The sequence below is a fragment of the Pseudoalteromonas sp. Of11M-6 genome, from assembly GCF_022347905.1.
Classification (GTDB): domain Bacteria; phylum Pseudomonadota; class Gammaproteobacteria; order Enterobacterales; family Alteromonadaceae; genus Pseudoalteromonas.
In genome coordinates, this window is the sequence record NZ_JAKRFW010000008.1 from 25,334 (window position 1) to 43,251 (window position 17,918).

Annotated in this window: 13 protein-coding genes; 6 read left to right on the forward strand and 7 right to left on the reverse strand. The window is 42.3% G+C overall.

Annotation, left to right across the window (positions count from 1 at the left end):
- Positions 1-5: 5 nt before the first annotated feature.
- Positions 6-2,252, reverse strand: coding sequence for an LPS assembly protein LptD (gene lptD / locus MHN32_RS05555; RefSeq protein ID WP_174169783.1), 2,247 nt, complete (start codon positions 2,250-2,252; stop codon positions 6-8).
- Positions 2,253-2,364: 112 nt separating this feature from the next.
- Between lptD and MHN32_RS05560 the strand changes: the two genes are divergently transcribed.
- The 3 genes from MHN32_RS05560 to djlA are packed head-to-tail and all read left to right on the forward strand — an operon-like array spanning position 2,365 to position 4,896.
- Positions 2,365-3,360: a phosphotransferase gene (locus MHN32_RS05560; protein WP_239421145.1), complete on the forward strand. Its 996-nt coding sequence runs from the start codon at positions 2,365-2,367 to the stop codon at positions 3,358-3,360.
- An 8-nt stretch (positions 3,361-3,368) separates the two neighbouring features.
- A complete protein-coding gene (gene murU / locus MHN32_RS05565; protein WP_239421146.1) occupies positions 3,369-4,061 on the forward strand; it encodes an N-acetylmuramate alpha-1-phosphate uridylyltransferase MurU in 693 nt (230 codons plus the stop codon).
- The gene (gene djlA / locus MHN32_RS05570; protein ID WP_010606012.1) at positions 4,051-4,896 is read left to right on the forward strand and encodes a co-chaperone DjlA; all 846 of its coding nucleotides are present in this window, start codon (positions 4,051-4,053) and stop codon (positions 4,894-4,896) included. Before murU ends, djlA begins: the two co-directional genes overlap by 11 nt.
- A gap of 9 nt (positions 4,897-4,905) precedes the next feature.
- Here djlA and MHN32_RS05575 read toward each other — a convergent pair whose 3' ends face one another.
- Positions 4,906-5,751 (reverse strand): DUF3530 family protein, encoded by an 846-nt coding sequence (locus MHN32_RS05575; protein ID WP_239421147.1) that lies wholly within the window; start codon positions 5,749-5,751, stop codon positions 4,906-4,908.
- A gap of 120 nt (positions 5,752-5,871) precedes the next feature.
- On the opposite strand from MHN32_RS05575, the gene MHN32_RS05580 reads away from it, so the two are divergent.
- Entirely contained in the window at positions 5,872-6,807 is a 936-nt protein-coding gene (locus tag MHN32_RS05580) for a DUF368 domain-containing protein (protein WP_239421148.1), read from the forward strand.
- 37 nt (positions 6,808-6,844) lie between these two features.
- Here the strand turns inward: MHN32_RS05580 and MHN32_RS05585 are convergent, their stop codons facing one another.
- A complete protein-coding gene (locus MHN32_RS05585) occupies positions 6,845-7,534 on the reverse strand; it encodes a 2OG-Fe(II) oxygenase family protein (RefSeq protein ID WP_010606015.1) in 690 nt (229 codons plus the stop codon).
- Between the two features lie 146 nt (positions 7,535-7,680).
- Here MHN32_RS05585 and nhaD point away from each other — a divergent pair, with 146 nt between their 5' ends.
- On the forward strand, positions 7,681-9,129 hold the full coding sequence (nhaD, locus tag MHN32_RS05590; RefSeq protein WP_029215836.1) for a sodium:proton antiporter NhaD: 1,449 nt from the start codon (positions 7,681-7,683) through the stop codon (positions 9,127-9,129).
- Between the two features lie 58 nt (positions 9,130-9,187).
- Here the strand turns inward: nhaD and MHN32_RS05595 are convergent, their stop codons facing one another.
- The 4 genes from MHN32_RS05595 to MHN32_RS05610 form a co-directional block, all read right to left on the reverse strand.
- Positions 9,188-10,198 carry an ATP-dependent 6-phosphofructokinase gene (locus tag MHN32_RS05595; RefSeq protein ID WP_235368274.1) on the reverse strand — a complete coding sequence of 337 codons (1,011 nt, stop codon included), beginning with the start codon at positions 10,196-10,198 and terminating at the stop codon, positions 9,188-9,190.
- Positions 10,199-10,348: 150 nt separating this feature from the next.
- Positions 10,349-10,744 (reverse strand): MmcQ/YjbR family DNA-binding protein, encoded by a 396-nt coding sequence (locus MHN32_RS05600; protein ID WP_010606018.1) that lies wholly within the window; start codon positions 10,742-10,744, stop codon positions 10,349-10,351.
- A gap of 822 nt (positions 10,745-11,566) precedes the next feature.
- Positions 11,567-13,804, reverse strand: coding sequence for a bifunctional diguanylate cyclase/phosphodiesterase (locus MHN32_RS05605; protein WP_010606019.1), 2,238 nt, complete (start codon positions 13,802-13,804; stop codon positions 11,567-11,569).
- Between the two features lie 264 nt (positions 13,805-14,068).
- Positions 14,069-16,738, reverse strand: a complete 2,670-nt coding sequence (locus tag MHN32_RS05610; RefSeq protein WP_239421149.1) for an insulinase family protein — start codon at positions 16,736-16,738, stop codon at positions 14,069-14,071.
- 286 nt (positions 16,739-17,024) lie between these two features.
- On the opposite strand from MHN32_RS05610, the gene sixA reads away from it, so the two are divergent.
- Positions 17,025-17,486: a phosphohistidine phosphatase SixA gene (sixA, locus tag MHN32_RS05615; RefSeq protein ID WP_010606021.1), complete on the forward strand. Its 462-nt coding sequence runs from the start codon at positions 17,025-17,027 to the stop codon at positions 17,484-17,486.
- Positions 17,487-17,918 lie beyond the last annotated feature (432 nt).

Here is a 17,918-nt window from a genome sequence, read left to right on the forward strand (position 1 = left end):
AAATTCTATTTATTCAAAAAATACGGTCTACGGTAACCAAAAATACCCTGTCGAAGGAGTTTACTCGCATCACCACTGCTTTGGCTTCCAAGCCCTGTAAGGACAAATTTCAGGCTGAAGCCAGAATCAAACACTGCTTCATCATTTGTAAGTGTTTGGTTTAAGTTTGTTTCAATTTGACGATTCGCAGTCACCTGAATAGCCCAACAACAAGACTGGTATTGAACACCAACAAAGGATTCAACACTTCTATTTGCCGTCATATCTCGGTGATAGCTTGCTACAAATTGCCAGTTATCGTCAATTGGTAAACTTGTAAAGAGACCGACTTGGTCAATTTCATAGTCTGAGACATCATTAACATAACGATGGTTCAATTGCACTAACTGCTTATCGTCACCTTTATAGTCCAAAGTAAAGTGAGACTGCACTAACTCTTTGCTATCCACATCATATTGCACCCCACCTGAGAGGTACCAGCGCTTATGCCAATGTAACATGGATTCAGCGGCAAATAGTGCATTATAGTTGGTATCATCAGTAAATAGCTGTTCAGAAGGCTTTACAGATGACTCAAGATAAATGATCTGACCTGCACTGAAGTTAAAGCGTTCGACATTACTGTTATCGAATACACGCGTGGTTGCACCCACGGTGAATTGATTGGCTTCTGCAATCCGGTCATAACCAGAGTAACGGCGTGCTCTAAACAGACCAATAAAGTCATCTTGTAACTTAGCGGTATCGTACCAGCCAATTTGGCTTTGCTCTCTGTGAGGTGTGTAAAGGTACTGAATTTGTGGCTCAAGCGTTTGAGTACCTTGTTCAAAAAAGAACTCGGTACTGCGTTCAAAGTTCAGTTGTCCGTGTACCCGTAAACTAGGCAATGTACGCGTGACAGACTCCTCATACTCTGTATCAGGCATATCTATATTTTGTTCATAACGCGTGTGAAGTAGGCGTGCCTCGGAGGTAAATGACCAAGCGTAGTCGCTGCGTGAAAAAGACACGCGAGGCTCTAGGTGTAATCGCGACGCCTCTGAGATTGGCAAAGCATCATTTTGAAAATAGGCAAACTCACCCTCAAAGTCCCAATCAAGGCCAACAAGTTCATAGCTGTCCCGTGTACGGAAGCTAATTTGCGGTAGTGCAGTGTAGGATTCTCTGTGGTCACCCAACACTTCAAAATCTTGCAACTTTAAGTCGACTAACCAGTCTTCACCAAGGTAACTTAGACTGCCGGTGCGATATAACTGAGTGTCAGTTTCATTGGCGTATTCGGATGTTAAGTCTGTGAGATAGTTATCGTCACTCACATTTGTAACATCAACAAACGCACGCCATTTATCACTTAAATAGCTTTTTTGTTGCCAATGCACTAAATAGCGATCGTCTAGCTGTGGCTCGGAATCATCCTTACTGAGGTATTCGACGCCAATTTTACCTTGATGTTGTTCAGTTAAATATCTGAACTCGGTAATAAGCTGAAATCCTTTATTAGCCATGTACCTTGGTGTTAGGGTCGCGTCGTAGTTAGGAGCTAGATTGAGATAATAAGGGGTGATCAGCTCCAAGCCAAACTTATTTGAGCTGGAAATTGTCGGTGTCAGCAGGCCAGATTTTCGTCTATCATCGATTGGAAACGTAAAGTAGGGTAAATAGATAATTGGCGTGTCCATAATTTTGAACACCGTATTATAGGTTTCACCCCAACCGTCTTCTCGAGAAAGTACAATACTGCTTGCCTCGATACTCCAAAATGGGTCATCAGCAGGACACGTGGTGAAGCTAGAGTTGTCGAGTGAAATTTTGCTGCCAGAGGCATGCAACTTCTCTGCACCACCGCGCCCCAGCTGGTCTGTTAATTCGTATTCAGCACCAAGCAAGCTCACGGTGTTAGCATTTAAATCCGCGAATAGCCCATTGCTGTGAACTTTGGTAAATTGGTCACGATAGAGTAGTGGTCCAGAAGCGCTGAGCAGGCCTTCTTTTTTATCGATTAGCGCACGTCTAGCTTCTAAGCTCATGGTTTCAGTGTTAATCACCACATTACCCGAAAACTCAGCACTATCAGTACCTTGTAGTTCTAAGTCATCGGCAACGATATCAATGGCATGTTTGGGCAGCGAGGCTAACGGCTTCCAGTTTTCTGGCTGCATATAGTCTTTACATTGTGCGGCGACAATGTTCGTATTAGCAAAAGCTGTAGAATGAATCGCGGATAATACAGCCAAGCCCCAAATTTTGCGCATTTAATAACCTATTAGCTGAGCATTTAATAATAAGCTCATCATGATAAATGAAAACTGTCGGAAATACAGTAGCATTTAAATATTTACAAGTAGAAGGTGTAATAGTTAATCCATGAATAGTCAAAACCAGCGCGTCGAGTTTATACAGCAAGCAATACATAGCGACGATTTTACGTGTGAGGCTATCACCTCGGATGCCAGTTTCCGGCGTTATTATCGCGTCAAACAACAAACGATGTCGTGGATCTTAATGGAGACACCAGTCGATAAACTCGATAATGCCCCTTTTATTGGTTTAAATACGGTGTTTGCAGAGCAAGGGCTCAATGTGCCACAAATCCTTGCAAATAATGAAGAACAAGGGCTGTTACTGTTACAAGATTTAGGTTCTGATCATTTGGCCGATAGGTTGGCATTGCCTTCTCGGCTAGAGGATTATCGTGCGTTGATAGCGCTTATTCCAGAAATAGCCAAAACACCAAAGAGTGAATGGATGAAGCCCTATGATGCTGATTTCGTTGATATGGAACTTAATATCTTTTACGAGTGGCTTGTAACAAAATGGCTTGGTTTAACACCCACCGAATATCAACAAGTGCAATGGCATAATGTGAAGTTGAAACTCGTTGATGCGATGACTCGTCAGCCGCAGGTTACGATGCATCGAGATTTTCATAGTCGCAACCTGATATGTCATCAGTCTCAGTGGTATCTCATTGATTATCAGGATGCGGTACAAGGACCTGTCACTTATGATGCGGTTTCTCTGTTGCGGGATTGTTATACTCGTCTTGATGTACATGAGTTTACTGAGCTTCAGCAACATAGTTTTGATTGTTTAAAAGCGGCAAATTTATTAGGCGGCATGGATTTTAGCACCTATCAACATTACTTTGACTTAACGGGGATGCAAAGGCACCTTAAAGCTGCCGGGATTTTTACTCGTCTATTGCAGCGAGATGGCAAAGGCGGGTACTTAGAAAATATTTTGCCAACGTTACGCTACCTCGTTGAAGTAGCGAATAAGTATAAAGAATTTCAGTGGCTTGCAAGCTGGCTAGAGAATGACATAATGCCTCAAGCGCAGGCCAAATTAGGCACAAAATAGAAGTAACAATGAAAGCGATAATTTTATCTGCCGGTCGTGGTAAACGCATGATGCCACTGACCGCGAACCAACCAAAACCTATGCTTAACGTCGCAGGAAAACCACTACTTGAGCATCATATCGAGCGTTTAAAAGCGGCTGGGATCTGCGATATCGTGATAAATCTTGCATGGCAAGGTCTGGTGATAAAAGACTATTTCGGCAATGGTAGTCACTTCGGTGTCAATATTGAGTACAGTGATGAACCTGAGGGTGGATTAGAAACCGCAGGTGGAATCATTCAAGCACTGCCGATGTTATGTGAACAGGATGACAGCTTTATTGTACTCAATGGCGATATTTTTACGGACTATGATGTCAGCAGCTTGGTGCAGTTACAGCTTGGCAGCACAGCAGAGGGCCATTGCGAGGCGCACATTGTGTTGGTAGAAAATCCCGAACATAATCCTGAAGGCGATTTTTGCCTTGCCCATCAACCGCTCAATCAGCAAAAGTATACCTTGTCTGGTATTGGCAAATATCACCAAAGTTTTTTTACCGAGCTTGGGACTGGCTTTATAAAACTAGGGCCGTTGCTGCGCAGTGGGCTTGAGCAGCATAAAGTTTCTACTGAACTGTATTTGGGCGCATGGGACGACATCGGCACGCCAGAGCGACTAAAAATGATCAACGAAAAGTTAGGGTATAGCGATGTGGGGTAAATTATTAGGCACAATTTTCGGCTTTTTATTTGGTCGTTGGTTAGGCGCTATTTTAGGGTTTTATCTCGGCCATTTATTTGATAAAAGTTTGCGTCAGGATTTTGATAAAGTCGGTGGCTTTCAAGGTTTCATGAAAGGTGAAGATCTACATGAGCGCCAAGCCTTGTTCTTTTCCAGCTGTTTTTCTGTGATGGGACATATTGCGAAGTCTAATGGTCGAGTCAGCGAAATCCACATTCAAGCTGCGTCTGCGTTTATGAGCGAAATGGGCTTGCAGGGTGAAGAGCGAAAAGAAGCACAACATGCGTTTACTGCGGGAAAAAGCAGTGACTTTTCGATAAAAGAAGCGGTTACCGATTTTAAAGAAGCTTTTGCCAGACGCTATGACTTGAGGCAGCTGTTTTTAGAGATTCAAATTCAAATGGCATTTTGTGATGGTCATGTGTCTGATGCGGAGAAGGCCTTACTTAAACAGGTGAGCAAGTATTTAGGCTTTGCAGAAACACACTTTTTATTCCTGCTAAAACGCTACCAAGCAGAATTTGAGTTTCGCCGCTCACAGGCGTCGGGGAGATCGCAACATCAATACCAGCAACATGGCGGCCGTCAACCAGCATCACAAGATAATGGCTTAAGCCGTGCTAAAGCTTTGGCTGTACTGGGATTGAGTGAAGAGGCAAATGAGCGTGATATCAAAAAAGCTTACCGCAAACTGATGTCGCAGCATCACCCTGACAAATTGGTGTCTCAGGGATTACCTAAGCATATGATGGAAGTTGCAAAGCGTAAAAGCCAAGATATTCAGTCTGCCTATGAATATTTAAAAAAGAGCTAACTTGAAACACTATAAGGCGCGTAAAAAGCCGAGTAACTCCTTTCTGAGCCTTTGATGTTGGAGCGGATCGGTTTTTTCTCCAAAAAGCTCCCGTTGGCGATAATCAAATTTACTGTTTTTTCTCGCCCAGCGCGCTCTGTCCGGCGTATTGTCGACCACAATAGGATTGTCAAAACTGTAGTAAACATCCAGTAAAGCAGGGCTTATTAGAGAAAGGTTGGATGCTAAGTGCTTTTGCCGCGTTGCATTAGGCAGTTGTGGGCTAACAACGGCAAAGGCATCGATACGTAGATTGGGCAGAGTAGCTAAGTGCTCACCGAATAAACCTGCGCTATTACCAAATGCGACAACCACCAACTTTTCTGTTTGAGTCATGGACAGGGTGTTGTAAAGCACCTCAAAGCGGCTGATCAGGGCCATTTTATATTCGTCGAGATTAGATTCTGAAATGGGTGCAAGCGTTTGCTGAGCCGGTTTTTCAGCATCGGGGAGCGCGATGTCTTGCTCTAGCAGACTTGGTGCATAAGAAAGGTCCGGCGGAGTAAGGGTATAGGTGTCGTAGCCATCATCGCTTAAGCGCTTTGCAAGAAAGCTTATGCCGCTGTTATTGAGCGGTGGAGTTTGCATGTCTGGTAATAAGATCACGATGCCTTCACGAGCAGCTGCCATATATTCTTGATGAAATACATAAAAGCTTTCGTTTTCGCTTTCCAGTTTCATCAGTTGCGATGGCTCGTAGAAGCGATTAGCGTCTTGCTGATAAAGAGAACCAAGTGGTGCTGCGTCAATATGTTCTGCTGCAAAAGTCGTCGCGGGTAAAGCGGTAACAAGTAATAAAAGCGTTCTGATGATCATGGTACAAGCGCGTAAAATATCATAATTGGTTATCGACCAGTTAAGTGAAAGCTTTAGCTGTCGCTATTTTTTAGCGTTTTAAGTTAAACTGCTCGGCAGTGGAAATGAAAGGAGAAATTTGTGCAGTATAAAGATAGCAAACGAGACTATCTCTTTATGTTTTTAAAAGGGGCCGGAATGGGGGCTGCGGATGTTGTCCCTGGCGTTTCTGGCGGTACTATCGCTTTTATTACCGGTATCTATGCACGTTTTTTAAATGCCATCAAAAGTGTGAACTTACAGGCTTTGAGCACATTGCGTCGTGACGGCCTAAAAGCAACGTGGCAGTACATTGATGGTAGCTTTTTACTGGCGGTATTTTCTGGTTTGCTCATCAGTGCAGCGTCTTTGGCGAAGGTGATCACTTATTTATTGGAAGCACACCAAACACTGGTATGGTCATTTTTCTTTGGTCTTATCGTCGCTTCTTTTATCTATGTTGCAAAACAGGTCTCTCATTGGAACGGCCAAAATATTATCGCCTGCGCAGTTGGAGCTATCGTAGCCTTTGCTATTACTTCTCTTTCACCAGCTGAAGCGCAAGCATCTCATTGGATGTTTTTTATCTCAGGTGCTATTGCCATTTGCGCGATGATCTTACCTGGGATCTCAGGGAGCTTTATCCTGCTGTTATTGGGTATGTATGGCCATGTACTCAGTGCGGTGAACCAGCTTGAATTTGGCTTAGTGAGTCTATTCTTACTAGGTTGTATTGTGGGGTTAATGTCGTTTTCGCGTCTACTCAGCTGGCTATTGGCGCACTATCAGCAAGTAACGTTTTCGCTACTAGCTGGCTTTTTACTTGGCTCGCTTAATTTATTGTGGCCTTGGAAACAAGTGCTTACGACTTACGTGAATTCCAGTGGTATAGAAAAGCCATTGAGTCAGGCCAATATTTTGCCAGCACAATACAGTACGCTGTATGGTCAAGACCCGAATACGTTGGCATGTATTGCGCTTGCCATTGCAGGCCTTGCGCTGATCTTAACCATTGAAAAGATAAGCGAAAAATATTAATAAAATAGACATCTAGAACAATAGACACGCGTTGAGCTTACGTGTCTATTGTTCTAAACCACCCAGTCACAGAAAGTCGCGGCGCTTTTGTAAATGGCGCGACGTAAGTCACAGAATGAATTTTACTTACATCAAAAACCACCAGTGAATTGAACTTAGGTGCATAACTTTTAGTGGGTGTGCCATCACGTTCAAAAAACTGCAATAGCCCGCCCCAGTCAGGGTGCCAACTTTTGCTTAGGCTAAGTACATAGGCATAAACCCGGCCCTCAGCTTCAACAATATCATTATGTCGCGTTAAATACTGACCACCAATAAATCGTGTTGCTTGGGCAGAGGTACGGATAATGTTCTGTCCAGATATCGCGGAAAAGCAGGACTGTACAGCGCTACTATTGAGGTTATTGTAGAGCTTTTTCAGCGCGTCAGGGCTCGTCGATTCTATGGAGTGGCGGCCATACATAAAACCAACGCCACGTGATGCATAGCTATGTATATCTTCGAGCAAGGCTTGCTGCTCTTGCGGTGTTAAGGCAAGAATATCACTGTCTTTGACTGATTTTGCTGCCCCGTTATGAAAAAGTGCGAGTTGGTAGTCTAGGTTACAGAGGCACTCATGTAGTTGTTGAGCGTTTGTATCGTCTAGAATATTTTCAATCCGTGCAAAGCCTTCGTTGCTCAATTTTTGCTGTAATTCAATTTGTTGTTGCTGCGAAAGTTGAAGCATAAATACCTACTGCTGATGTATGGGCCTGTTTGTAATATTGTAAACAGTCTGCCTTAGACTTCAGTCCAATGCTGATTATTTTTTATCTATGCTAAAGTGAGTTTGGCTAAAATGCCATCCCTCTGCACTCATCGATAGGCAAAAAAATGAAAATCAATGGACTACTGCTATTCTGTTGCGCATGGGTCATATCCGTGATCCCATCACCAGCCTTGGCGGCTCAAGGCACTTTAGATCTTACCAGCTCGACACTCGGCTTGGTTTGTATTGTTGTCTTCGTTTTAGCATACGCACTTGTAATGCTCGAAGAAAAACTCCATATGCGAAAATCAAAGCCAGTGCTCGTGGCGGCAGGCGTCATTTGGCTCATGATTGGGGCGTATTACGTCAATCAGGGGCAACCCGATGTTACCGAGCATGCATTTCGGCACAATTTGTTAGAATTTGCGGAGCTGATGTTGTTCTTGCTGGTTGCGATGACTTATATCAACGCACTAGAGGAACGCCGCCTTTTTGATGCGCTACGAGCGTGGATGATCCAAAAGGGTTTTAGCTATAAGAATCTCTTTTGGATCACTGGGTTTTTATCCTTTTTTATCTCTCCAATTGCAGACAACCTAACCACAGCCTTACTGATGTGTGCCGTGGTGATGAAGGTGGCTGAAGGTGACAAAGAGTTTATCAATTTAAGCTGTATCAATATTGTGATAGCAGCCAATGCAGGCGGTGCATTCAGCCCCTTTGGTGACATTACCACTTTGATGGTATGGCAAGCTGGTATGGTACATTTCAGCGAATTTTTAGCGCTATTTGTTCCTTCACTGGTCAATTACATCGTACCAGCACTCGTAATGAGTTATTTTGTGGCGGATAGAAAGCCCAGTGCAGTTTACGAAAGAGTAGAGCTTAAACGCGGCGCTTTGAGAATTTTAACTTTGTTCCTACTGACTGTCGCAACCGCTGTGCTTTCACACAGCTTGCTGCATTTACCACCGGTTCTTGGCATGATGATGGGCTTGGGCTACCTACAGTTTTTTGGTTACTTCCTAAGAATGACATTGCCTGGGTCATTAGCAAGAAAGCGAGCGATGGCCGAGAGAGAAGGGGATCAAGAGCGTCTAGAGAAGTTAGGAAGTGTTGTGCCATTCGATGTGTTTAGCAAAGTTTCACGCGCTGAGTGGGATACCTTATTATTCTTCTACGGCATCGTTATGTGTGTTGGTGGTCTTGGGTTTCTCGGTTATTTAAGTTTAATGTCAGAGATATTATACGGTGAATGGTCTGCAACCTATGCCAACGTATTCTTAGGCATTATTTCTGCGGTCATCGATAACATTCCAGTGATGTTTGCCGTGCTGTCGATGCAACCTGAAATGTCACATGGCCATTGGTTGTTGATCACGCTTACGGCTGGGGTAGGGGGAAGTTTACTTTCTATTGGCTCTGCGGCAGGTGTTGCGCTTATGGGGCAAGCTAGAGGCTATTATACTTTTATGGGGCACTTAAAGTGGGCACCTGTGATCTTGCTTGGTTATATCGCGAGCATTTTATGTCACCTGTGGCTTAACGAATCTGCTTTTAGCGTGTTTGGCTAGCGCTTACACAAGGTGTAGTGAGAGTGAATAATCAATATGTGCTTCACTCTCACTGCTTTTATTGCTCGGCGAGGTAATGCCGATAACGTTGTACCCATTCCTGTGATACTGGTTTATCCATATTCAGCACCTTCTCGACTTCAGTAATTACAATTGCACCATGTATTTTTCCTACCATAACGGGCGTCGCAGCATCATTGCTTGCTTTGATGCTGCCATTAATCACTTCCACGGCCGCTACTCCTAATTCCGTGGCGAGCATTCTATCTTCAACAGATGGTGCCCCACCTCGTTGAATATGGCCTAACACGCAAAGTGCACAATTGATATCGTCATTGCTATTTAACTCTGTCTTAAGCGCTTGAGCGCCGCCTGGCCATAAATTTTCGGCCAGTATTATCAAAAAGCTACCGTGTTGATGTTGTTGCTCTATGGCATTTTTGAGATGAGCTAAGACCTGAGAGGTATTCTCTACCGTGCAATTTTCAAATGAAATGATAGCCTCAGCACCTGTCGCAATACCTACATGGTAAGCAATATGCCCGTTATGACGACCCATCACCTCGGTGATAAAAACTCGCTCAAAGGCATTTGCGGTATCACGGATTTTATCTATTGCGGAGGTGGCAGTATTGATGGCTGTGGAAAAGCCAATGGTGTTGTCACACCCTGAAAGGTCGTTATCTATAGTACCGGGAATACCAATTAGCTGACCTTGCCAGTGAGCTGCCAGCGCCTGCATTCCCCTAAACGAGCCGTCACCACCAATCACAATAAGTACGTCAATATGGAGCTTTCTCAGGGCATTTGCTGCTTGCAGCACGCCTGAGGGTTCTAGCATCGCAGGGCAGCGGGCACTTTTTAGAATTGTGCCACCAAGTTGGGTGATATCGGTGACGGAAACCGCACTTAGCTCGGTGTACTCTTGATTAATTAGACCATTGTAACCATGAAAAAAGCCAAAGCACTGAAATCCAGACCTCAGGGCACTTAACGTGATAGCTCTAATCGCTGAGTTCATCCCCGGCGCATCACCGCCACTTGTCAATACTGCTATCCTTTTCGTCATGTCGTCACTCTAACATTGCTTGGTTATTCTTTTTGTATACTATCAGAGTGATTTGAAGACAAGTTGATCGACATTAAATATAGAGATTAAGTGCGAGGATATATATAGAAAGGTAAAACGGCATTTAGGTTTACCTAAATGCCGTTTTAATTAACGCTGCGTGACTTTGCTAGCAAGTTCTTCACGTTGTGCGGTCGGTAGGTTATCCACGACGATTTGATAAGAATCATCGATCATTTTCTTTATTTCGTCTTCTGGAATAGTGCCATCTAAGATGACTGTATTCCAAAGACGCTTATTCATGTGATAACCAGGCACAACAGACGAATACTTATCTCTAAGCAATAATGCTTCGTCAGGGTCGCATTTTACATTTAACCACCAAACAGGTTCACCATTTTCATTTACTTGCCCCTCTTTCCCCTCAGTCAGAGTTGCAAACATTTTATGTTGAACTTTGTACACATCTACGTCTTGCGCAAAAGGCTTAGTGATAAAGGTTGCAGGCTTGGCCTGCAAATATTCATGTACGCTTTTCTGATCCATAGCCCGTGTCCTTGAAGTAACAGTTAATACTACATGAGAGTAAGTTTAGCAGCTCTTGTGATAATACTGTAATCGTCTATCAGTAAAAACTATCAGAAAGTCTATACTATGGCGTTATAACGCAGACAATTATTGAATAACTGACCGTTTTATATCGGTTTAACTCACAGTTGACGATTAAAATAAGTACAGTGTGTAAAAGCACTAAAATTTCAGTCGTCTACAATATTAGAAAAGCTAACTTTTAATTTCCAGTTAAGGACAAAGTCTGCTCAACACAGTACGCTAAAAATACACTCATAACCTAAGTGGACTAAGCTAGGAAATCATTGGCATTTGACCGTAAAAAATTTCCCACTTGTCTCTATTTCCCAAATTAGGAAAGTTACGGCATAACACCCCTTGTGCAATGCTATACCTCTAAACAGTCCGCTATTAAATTAAATAATACAAAAATATGCAACAATAATTTCTTCATTGATTAAATATTGAACGTTGTGTAGACTCATCGCCCGCATTAGTAAATAGTATCGAAATGTGATGTTTCTTTCCCAATAAAGAATGTTTTAGTTTTCTTTTTGAATTAAAAAACCGAGGTGTATCAGTGGCTTTTGGAATTATTTCAGCTTTATGTGCGATGGCAATGTATCTTCAAACTCTGTGGACTGGAATGCCGAGAAAACGCTGGTTAAGTTTGGCTTTAGTGGCAGGTCCCGCGGCGCTGGTTCTTTTTCGAGTGCACTATCGCAGAGCGTGGATGCGTCGATGCGCAAATTTAGTTAGTTGGAAAGCATAAACGTAGTTAGGTCAAATGAAATAAGGCTATTGTACGAGCTGTAGGTTTGGTTTTTCACTCGGGGTGTGTTGCTTTAAAAATTGCTCAAATTCATTGCTTGAAAGCGGTTTTGAATAGTAATAGCCCTGAACTGTTTGGCAGTTTAACTGTTCTAAAATATTGAGTTGCTCTTCATTTTCAACACCTTCTGCGACAACATGAAGGTCTAAGTTGTGCGCGATAGTGACAATAGAGTCCACCATGTTTCTGCCGCGCTCGTTACCCATGTCATCGATAAATGCCTTATCGACCTTGAGTGTATTCAGTGGAAATTGCTTGAGATAAGCCAGTGATGAATAACCAGTACCAAAGTCATCCATGGCTAAGTGTATTCCTCTAGCACTGAGGGAGCGCATTATTGAAATTGCTTCTTTTGGATCGTCCATCACCGTTCCTTCTGTGATTTCTAACTCAAGAAAATAAGAAGGAAGTTGATTTTTTTGCAAGATAATGTCGATACGAGTGGTCAAATCCGGCAAGCTAAACTGCTTTGCTGATAAATTCACCGCAACTCTGCCATTAAACAATCCTTTATCAATCCAGCGCTTCACATCACGGCATGCTTTGTCTAAAACGACCTCTCCAATTTCGATGATCTGTCCAGTTTCTTCTGCGATGGGGATAAATACACCAGGACTTATCACCCCCTTTTTTGGGGTAATGAAACGTACTAACGCTTCCATACCAACCAGTTCGCCGGTTTTAATGTTCATTTTTGGCTGATAGTAGACAACAAAGTGATCCTCTTTGAGGCCATAACGCATTAAGTTTTCTATTTGCAGACGTTTAACCGCTTGCTCATTCATTGAATCATTAAAGAATAAATAATGGTTACCCTTTTGCTTGGCATGATACATAGCGGTATCTGCATTTTTCAGCAGGCTTTCAGGAGACTTACCATCTTCAGGGCATAGTACAATCCCAACAGAAGAGGTGATCACTAACTCGTGGTTAGCAATTTTAAAAGGCGTAGCAATCGCAGCTAGAAACTGTTTTGCAGTACGTGTAATAGTGTGAATATCATTGGTGCCTGAAATTACCAATGCAAACTCATCACCACCCAGCCGGTAAAAGGTATCTTGTTGGCGAGCAAGTTTATTTAGCCGCATTGCTAGTTTTGCTAGTAGCGTATCACCTAACTGGTGGCCCAGCGAATCGTTGATCTTTTTAAAGTTATCTAAGTCGAAGACAAGTAGGGCATGATGCGCCCCTTGTAACGATAGCTTTTGTAGATTGGTAAAGAACAGGTTGCGATTGGGGAGACCTGTCGTACGATCGCGATTTGATAAATTGTGGAGTTGTGATTCTGCTTTCTTACGTTCGGTTAAATCTGAGTAAACAACCACATAGTTGCTGATCTGGCCGTGATTATTTTTAATCTCGTCAATCGTAATTTCTATAGGCAAGAGTACGTCTGCTGCATTACGAAGTTTGAGTTCTTCTTGCCAATGCTCTGTTTGCTTTAGCTGAGCTTTTACTTGGGCGACAAACTTCTGATCATAACCCGGTAAGTTAAAGTGCTTATTCAGATAATGTTCCCGTTGACCACCAAATAGCTTCAAGTAGCTTGGATTTAGGTCGACTAAATTATAATGTTTGTCGTAAATTGCGATTGCGTCAGTAAGTGATTCAACACATTTTGCAAACAGATTTAACCTTTCTTCGGTACTCTTGAAGTGACTAATATCGCGAACCGTACCTGTCATTCTTAAGGGGTTGAGGTTGGCATCTTTCTCGATAATTTTGCCTCGGTCTAACACCCAATGATACTGACCTAGTTCATCTTTAATACGATAGCTTGCTTCAAAGAAAGGTGTCTTTTCTGCGAAATGCTGTTTCATCAGCTTTTCAACGATTAATAGGTCTTGCGGATGGATCCTATGCTGGTTGGGGATGATGCTGCCAGGCTTGGCAGAGTTCATGCCGTATTTGTCGTTGATCCGAACAATCTCACCTGATTGAATATTCCAGTCCCATAGTGTATCGCCACTGCCTTCAATCGTACTTTTAAATCGTTGTTCTGAGTGCTTAAGTTGAAGAGTGGACTTTTTGAGTTGGTGATTCGACCAAACTAAGTAAGGAATGCTGAGCAGAGCAATCACGCATGGTACAAGCCAGGCTAACTGGGCACCAGTTAATACACTTGCTTCACTGGCGTAAGTTACATGCGGAGTCAGTGATAAAAGTAGTGCATTGATTGTTATTGTTTTTATTTTTAGGCTCATATTATGCGTAATTCATAACTGCGATCTCTAATCTAAATCAAGCCATTGTAGTAGTCAAAAGGAAAACGTTGATTAAGGGTAAATTCAGGTTAATTGCGGTTTTTCACAACAGCGAAACAAAGTTTCAGATGAAATTCATTGCGCTAACGAATATGGTTGCGCATTTTTTGAGCTTTAGTTGAGACTTATATGGATGCGCTAGGTGAGGAAAGTCTTATTAGGTATCTGAAAACTTGATAAGCGCTCCTTGCTTACACTAAAGCATTAATTGCACTTTAAAATCAATCGTGGAGCATTTGGTTCTAGCATCTTATCTATATAGGCAAGGATGTCTTCTAGTTCCAAATCGGCCAAAGCCTGGATTAATCTTTGTTGCATATCAAACTGGTGAAAGTCATTGGTAATTGAAATCCACAAACGCTGCGCTCTTAGCCTCAGGTTTTTGTCTTGCTCCGAAATATGTAACAACAAGCTTTCTTTAGAGCGCTGCCAACTTTTCTCATCTAACTGATGTAATTGCTTTGCAAATTGTTTAAGAAATATAGCATGCCTTGTAAGTAGGTGTTTACTATCAAAGTTGGGGGATTGAATATAAAAAGCGATACCCGCACGTGTATTGAATGGTGCATATCCAGCGCCAACCAAATAACCAAGTTGTTCCTTCGTTCTTAACTGTTCAAAGTAATCTTGATTTATGAGGTTATTAACCGCCATCATGGTGACTTTTTCTTCAACAGAATCGGTACGTGATTGAAAATATTCAATGAAGGCATAATCACTGCCTTCACGTTCGATATGTTGTTCCGTTAGTTGCGTCAACTCGTTTAAGGGACGTTTCAGATCTTCCAAGATTTCGCTGCTTGAAAACAGCCCGTGTACTGATGTTTTTAATTTTTCAGCATGTTTTAGTTGCCAATTACCATGCATAAAAGCTTTGACGTGAATGGCTGAAAAAAACTGCTTTCTGAATAATTGAAATTCGTTAAAGCTGGCACTTTTAAGTGCGCTGGCTAAATCTTCAGGACTTGGATTCCATGGCATCAAGTGAGCCCCAAGTCTGCTAAATAGTTCGCTCACTGGTTTATTCTTATTGTGATTTTTCCAGTGGCGGATAAGTTGCTTTTTATATTCTGCAAAGCGAGCTGCATGGATAGGTTGGTTCAGTAGCGCCTCGACTAGCTCTAAAACCAAGGTAATTTGATTACCTGTAAGTCCTGCAGTGTGCAGGGTTAAGCCTCCTTGATGAGAATTAATATGATAACTAAGGCCTGCCAATTCTGCGCTATAAAAACGCTCTGCAACAGCATCCATAAAGAGATCGGCAAACAGGCGAGATAGTGCCATATGTTTATGACAGGTGACGGACGGGGCGGAGTCTATTTCGAGATAAAAATGCCCCTTGGTAACTCTAAAAGTCAGATCTTGTTTAAACCAAAATTCAAATCCAGGCTGATCAGCAAGGCGGATCGGCGTATCTTGATCGCTCTCTACATCATGAAGTGGATTTTTCGCGCTAAGGTATGGATTAATTAATGGCAGCGACATTTGTGGCAAAGGCATATGCACATTATAAAGGGACTCAATCCAGTCTGTAGCTATCGGCGAGACACTATAAGGCGTGTTGTACCACTTGGCCTTTTTATTTACCTCTACATTAGGGTGGATAAGCACAAGGCGCATATTGGTAGGGCACAAATGCATCAGTAGTTTTTCGTGTTGCTCTTGAGAAAAGCCATCCATGCGATAATCACCATAGAGAAAATCTTCTTCCTCATAGTGGTGCATATTAACGCTGATTGAATTTACCCAGTCTAACATGCGGCCAACTTCTTGGTTATCGAACGCGATATCCAGTAAAGTACTTTTGTCTTGGTAAAGGCGTGGTAGTGCGGCGGTATTTTGCTTAATTAATGCTATGTACTCGAACAGCATTTCCACTATGTCTTCATAGTATTCAATCCCTTCATCGGTAAGTGCAAAACTGATGTTAAAGTCTCTGAAATTACTACCCGTGATCCCACCACCAGCCGATAGTGCATTGATCCAACCTTGTGACTTGAGGATAGAGTACAGCGAGCCTTTACCTTCATACCCTAACAAATGGGCTAAAAAGCTCACACTCTTATGGCGGTATAAATCTGTAGGGTTGGGCATAGCAAAACTGACAATGAGTTTTTGCATATGCTTTCGGGGTTTGATTTTTAACTCCAATTGCAAGTCGCATTCACGATACATCGGAACTTGTATCGCTGGTTTTTCTTCTTTGGAGCCAATTATTTTCGCAAACGGTAAACTGTAGGATTCCAAGGCTGTCAACGGTTGTGGTCCGGCAACAACTAGTGTCATCCACTGAGCTTTATAATACTTATTAAAAAATGTGCGTAATTCACGGGCTATATTGCCATTACGATCCGCGAGAGTGTCTCGCGTACCAACAGAAAACTTGGCGAATGGGTGTTTAGGATTGATGGTTTCTTTATGAACTTGATAGATGCGACGGCCATCATCTTTGACTTTCATTTTAAACTCAGCGTCAATCGCCTCTCGTTCTTTTTCTGTGTCGCTATCACTCAATAAAGGAGATACAAAGAATTGGCTAAAACGCGCTAATGCTTCATCTAATCGTTCGGCGTCACAGTCAAAGTAATAGCTTGAATGCTCAGTACCTGTCCATGCGTTGCTTTGACCACCATATTGACTAATAAATTGAGAAAACCCACCAGAGTCAGGGTGTTCAACAGTACCAAGAAACAGCATATGTTCTAAAAAGTGTGCCATCCCTTGGCGATCTTCAGGATCGTCAAAGTGACCAACATTAACGGTTAATGATACGGCGCACTTAGCGGTTGAATCGTCATTGATCAACAAGACTCTAAGACCATTGTCCAGTGTTAGTAATTGGTACTGCCGACTATCATTATTACTCAGTTTCAATATGCTGCTGCCGATAAATTAGTTAAAAGATAACTGAAGGTAATTAGAATTTCATTTCATGTTAATCCTTCATTTGTTTTAATATAGCGAACAAACCAGTGAGATAGCTACCGGTTTAGAAGAAAATAATATCCAGCTGCATATATTGAGAAGTCAGCAAGCATAAGATCCTCTGTTGTGAGTGGTACAAAAGGGAAAGACCATTAGCGACAATAGTTTAAATGCGGATCTCATCGCGCTTAAGTAAATATATGTAGGATGATATAAATAGAAGGTGCTGAACAGTATGAAGACTATCTTAATAATGCGTCATGGTGAGGCTGAACCTATGCAGGCTGATGATGCGAGTAGAAACTTAACCGAGCAGGGGCTAAAGCAAGCCAAGGATATGGGTCAGTGGTTGAAACAGTACTTTGAGATAGATGCTGCGCTTGTAAGCCCCTTCGTCAGAGCACAACAAACAGCGGAGCAAGTACTTGCACCTCAAACTCCCAAATTTATTGAAACCTGTTCAGACATAGTGCCGAGTGGTTCAGCACACACAGCTATCGATTATCTAGAAACGCTTATGTCTATGTATCCCGTATATCAAACTTGGATTTTGGTTGCACATATGCCGATTGTCAGCTATTTAGTCGATCGTTTGTGTCCTGATACGATGCCTATTTTCTCAACCGCAGCTGTTGCTATCATTGAGTACAATGAGCAAACAGGTCGAGCGGAGTTTACATCAATGCAGTTACCTTAAGCTTTTTATTCATAATTGGCATAGAAAGGCTAAAACTTCCCTTTAATCGGTCTAATGTCCTCTTTTTAATTTTGTTTGAACTTTATCATTACACCGGTGTCATATCATTGGCATTGCAATCATGGTTTCCGATATGGCCAATACGTTTGTTTGGGCGCAAATTTGTATTGTTTAGGTAACCGGCACAGTTTCGACCGCTGTGTTATGGTTCTGTTATCGGTAAAGGTGGTTTTTTGGAACTTATATACTATTAAGTTTAAAGGACAATTGTCCGCTTTTTTGTGTTTTTTGTTGCTAAATGTTGTAAACTGTCAGCTAACGTCGCTGAAAGTTGCAAAAAAATTGATTTTTTAGTTCGGTTTATAAAGCAAAGTAGAAATTACCTGCTATAATTACCGCCGTCTCGTTCAGCCTTACAAAGTTGTATCGCAC

Coding starts and splice junctions, on each gene's coding strand:
- lptD (WP_174169783.1), bottom strand. CDS start 2,252: ATGCGCAAAATTTGGGGCTTGGCTGTATTATCCGCGATTCATTCTACA.
- sixA (WP_010606021.1), top strand. CDS start 17,025: ATGAAGACTATCTTAATAATGCGTCATGGTGAGGCTGAACCTATGCAG.
- MHN32_RS05585 (WP_010606015.1), bottom strand. CDS start 7,534: ATGCTTCAACTTTCGCAGCAACAACAAATTGAATTACAGCAAAAATTG.
- nhaD (WP_029215836.1), top strand. CDS start 7,681: ATGAAAATCAATGGACTACTGCTATTCTGTTGCGCATGGGTCATATCC.
- murU (WP_239421146.1), top strand. CDS start 3,369: ATGAAAGCGATAATTTTATCTGCCGGTCGTGGTAAACGCATGATGCCA.
- MHN32_RS05595 (WP_235368274.1), bottom strand. CDS start 10,198: ATGACGAAAAGGATAGCAGTATTGACAAGTGGCGGTGATGCGCCGGGG.
- MHN32_RS05605 (WP_010606019.1), bottom strand. CDS start 13,804: ATGAGCCTAAAAATAAAAACAATAACAATCAATGCACTACTTTTATCA.
- djlA (WP_010606012.1), top strand. CDS start 4,051: ATGTGGGGTAAATTATTAGGCACAATTTTCGGCTTTTTATTTGGTCGT.
- MHN32_RS05600 (WP_010606018.1), bottom strand. CDS start 10,744: ATGGATCAGAAAAGCGTACATGAATATTTGCAGGCCAAGCCTGCAACC.
- MHN32_RS05575 (WP_239421147.1), bottom strand. CDS start 5,751: ATGATCATCAGAACGCTTTTATTACTTGTTACCGCTTTACCCGCGACG.
- MHN32_RS05560 (WP_239421145.1), top strand. CDS start 2,365: ATGAATAGTCAAAACCAGCGCGTCGAGTTTATACAGCAAGCAATACAT.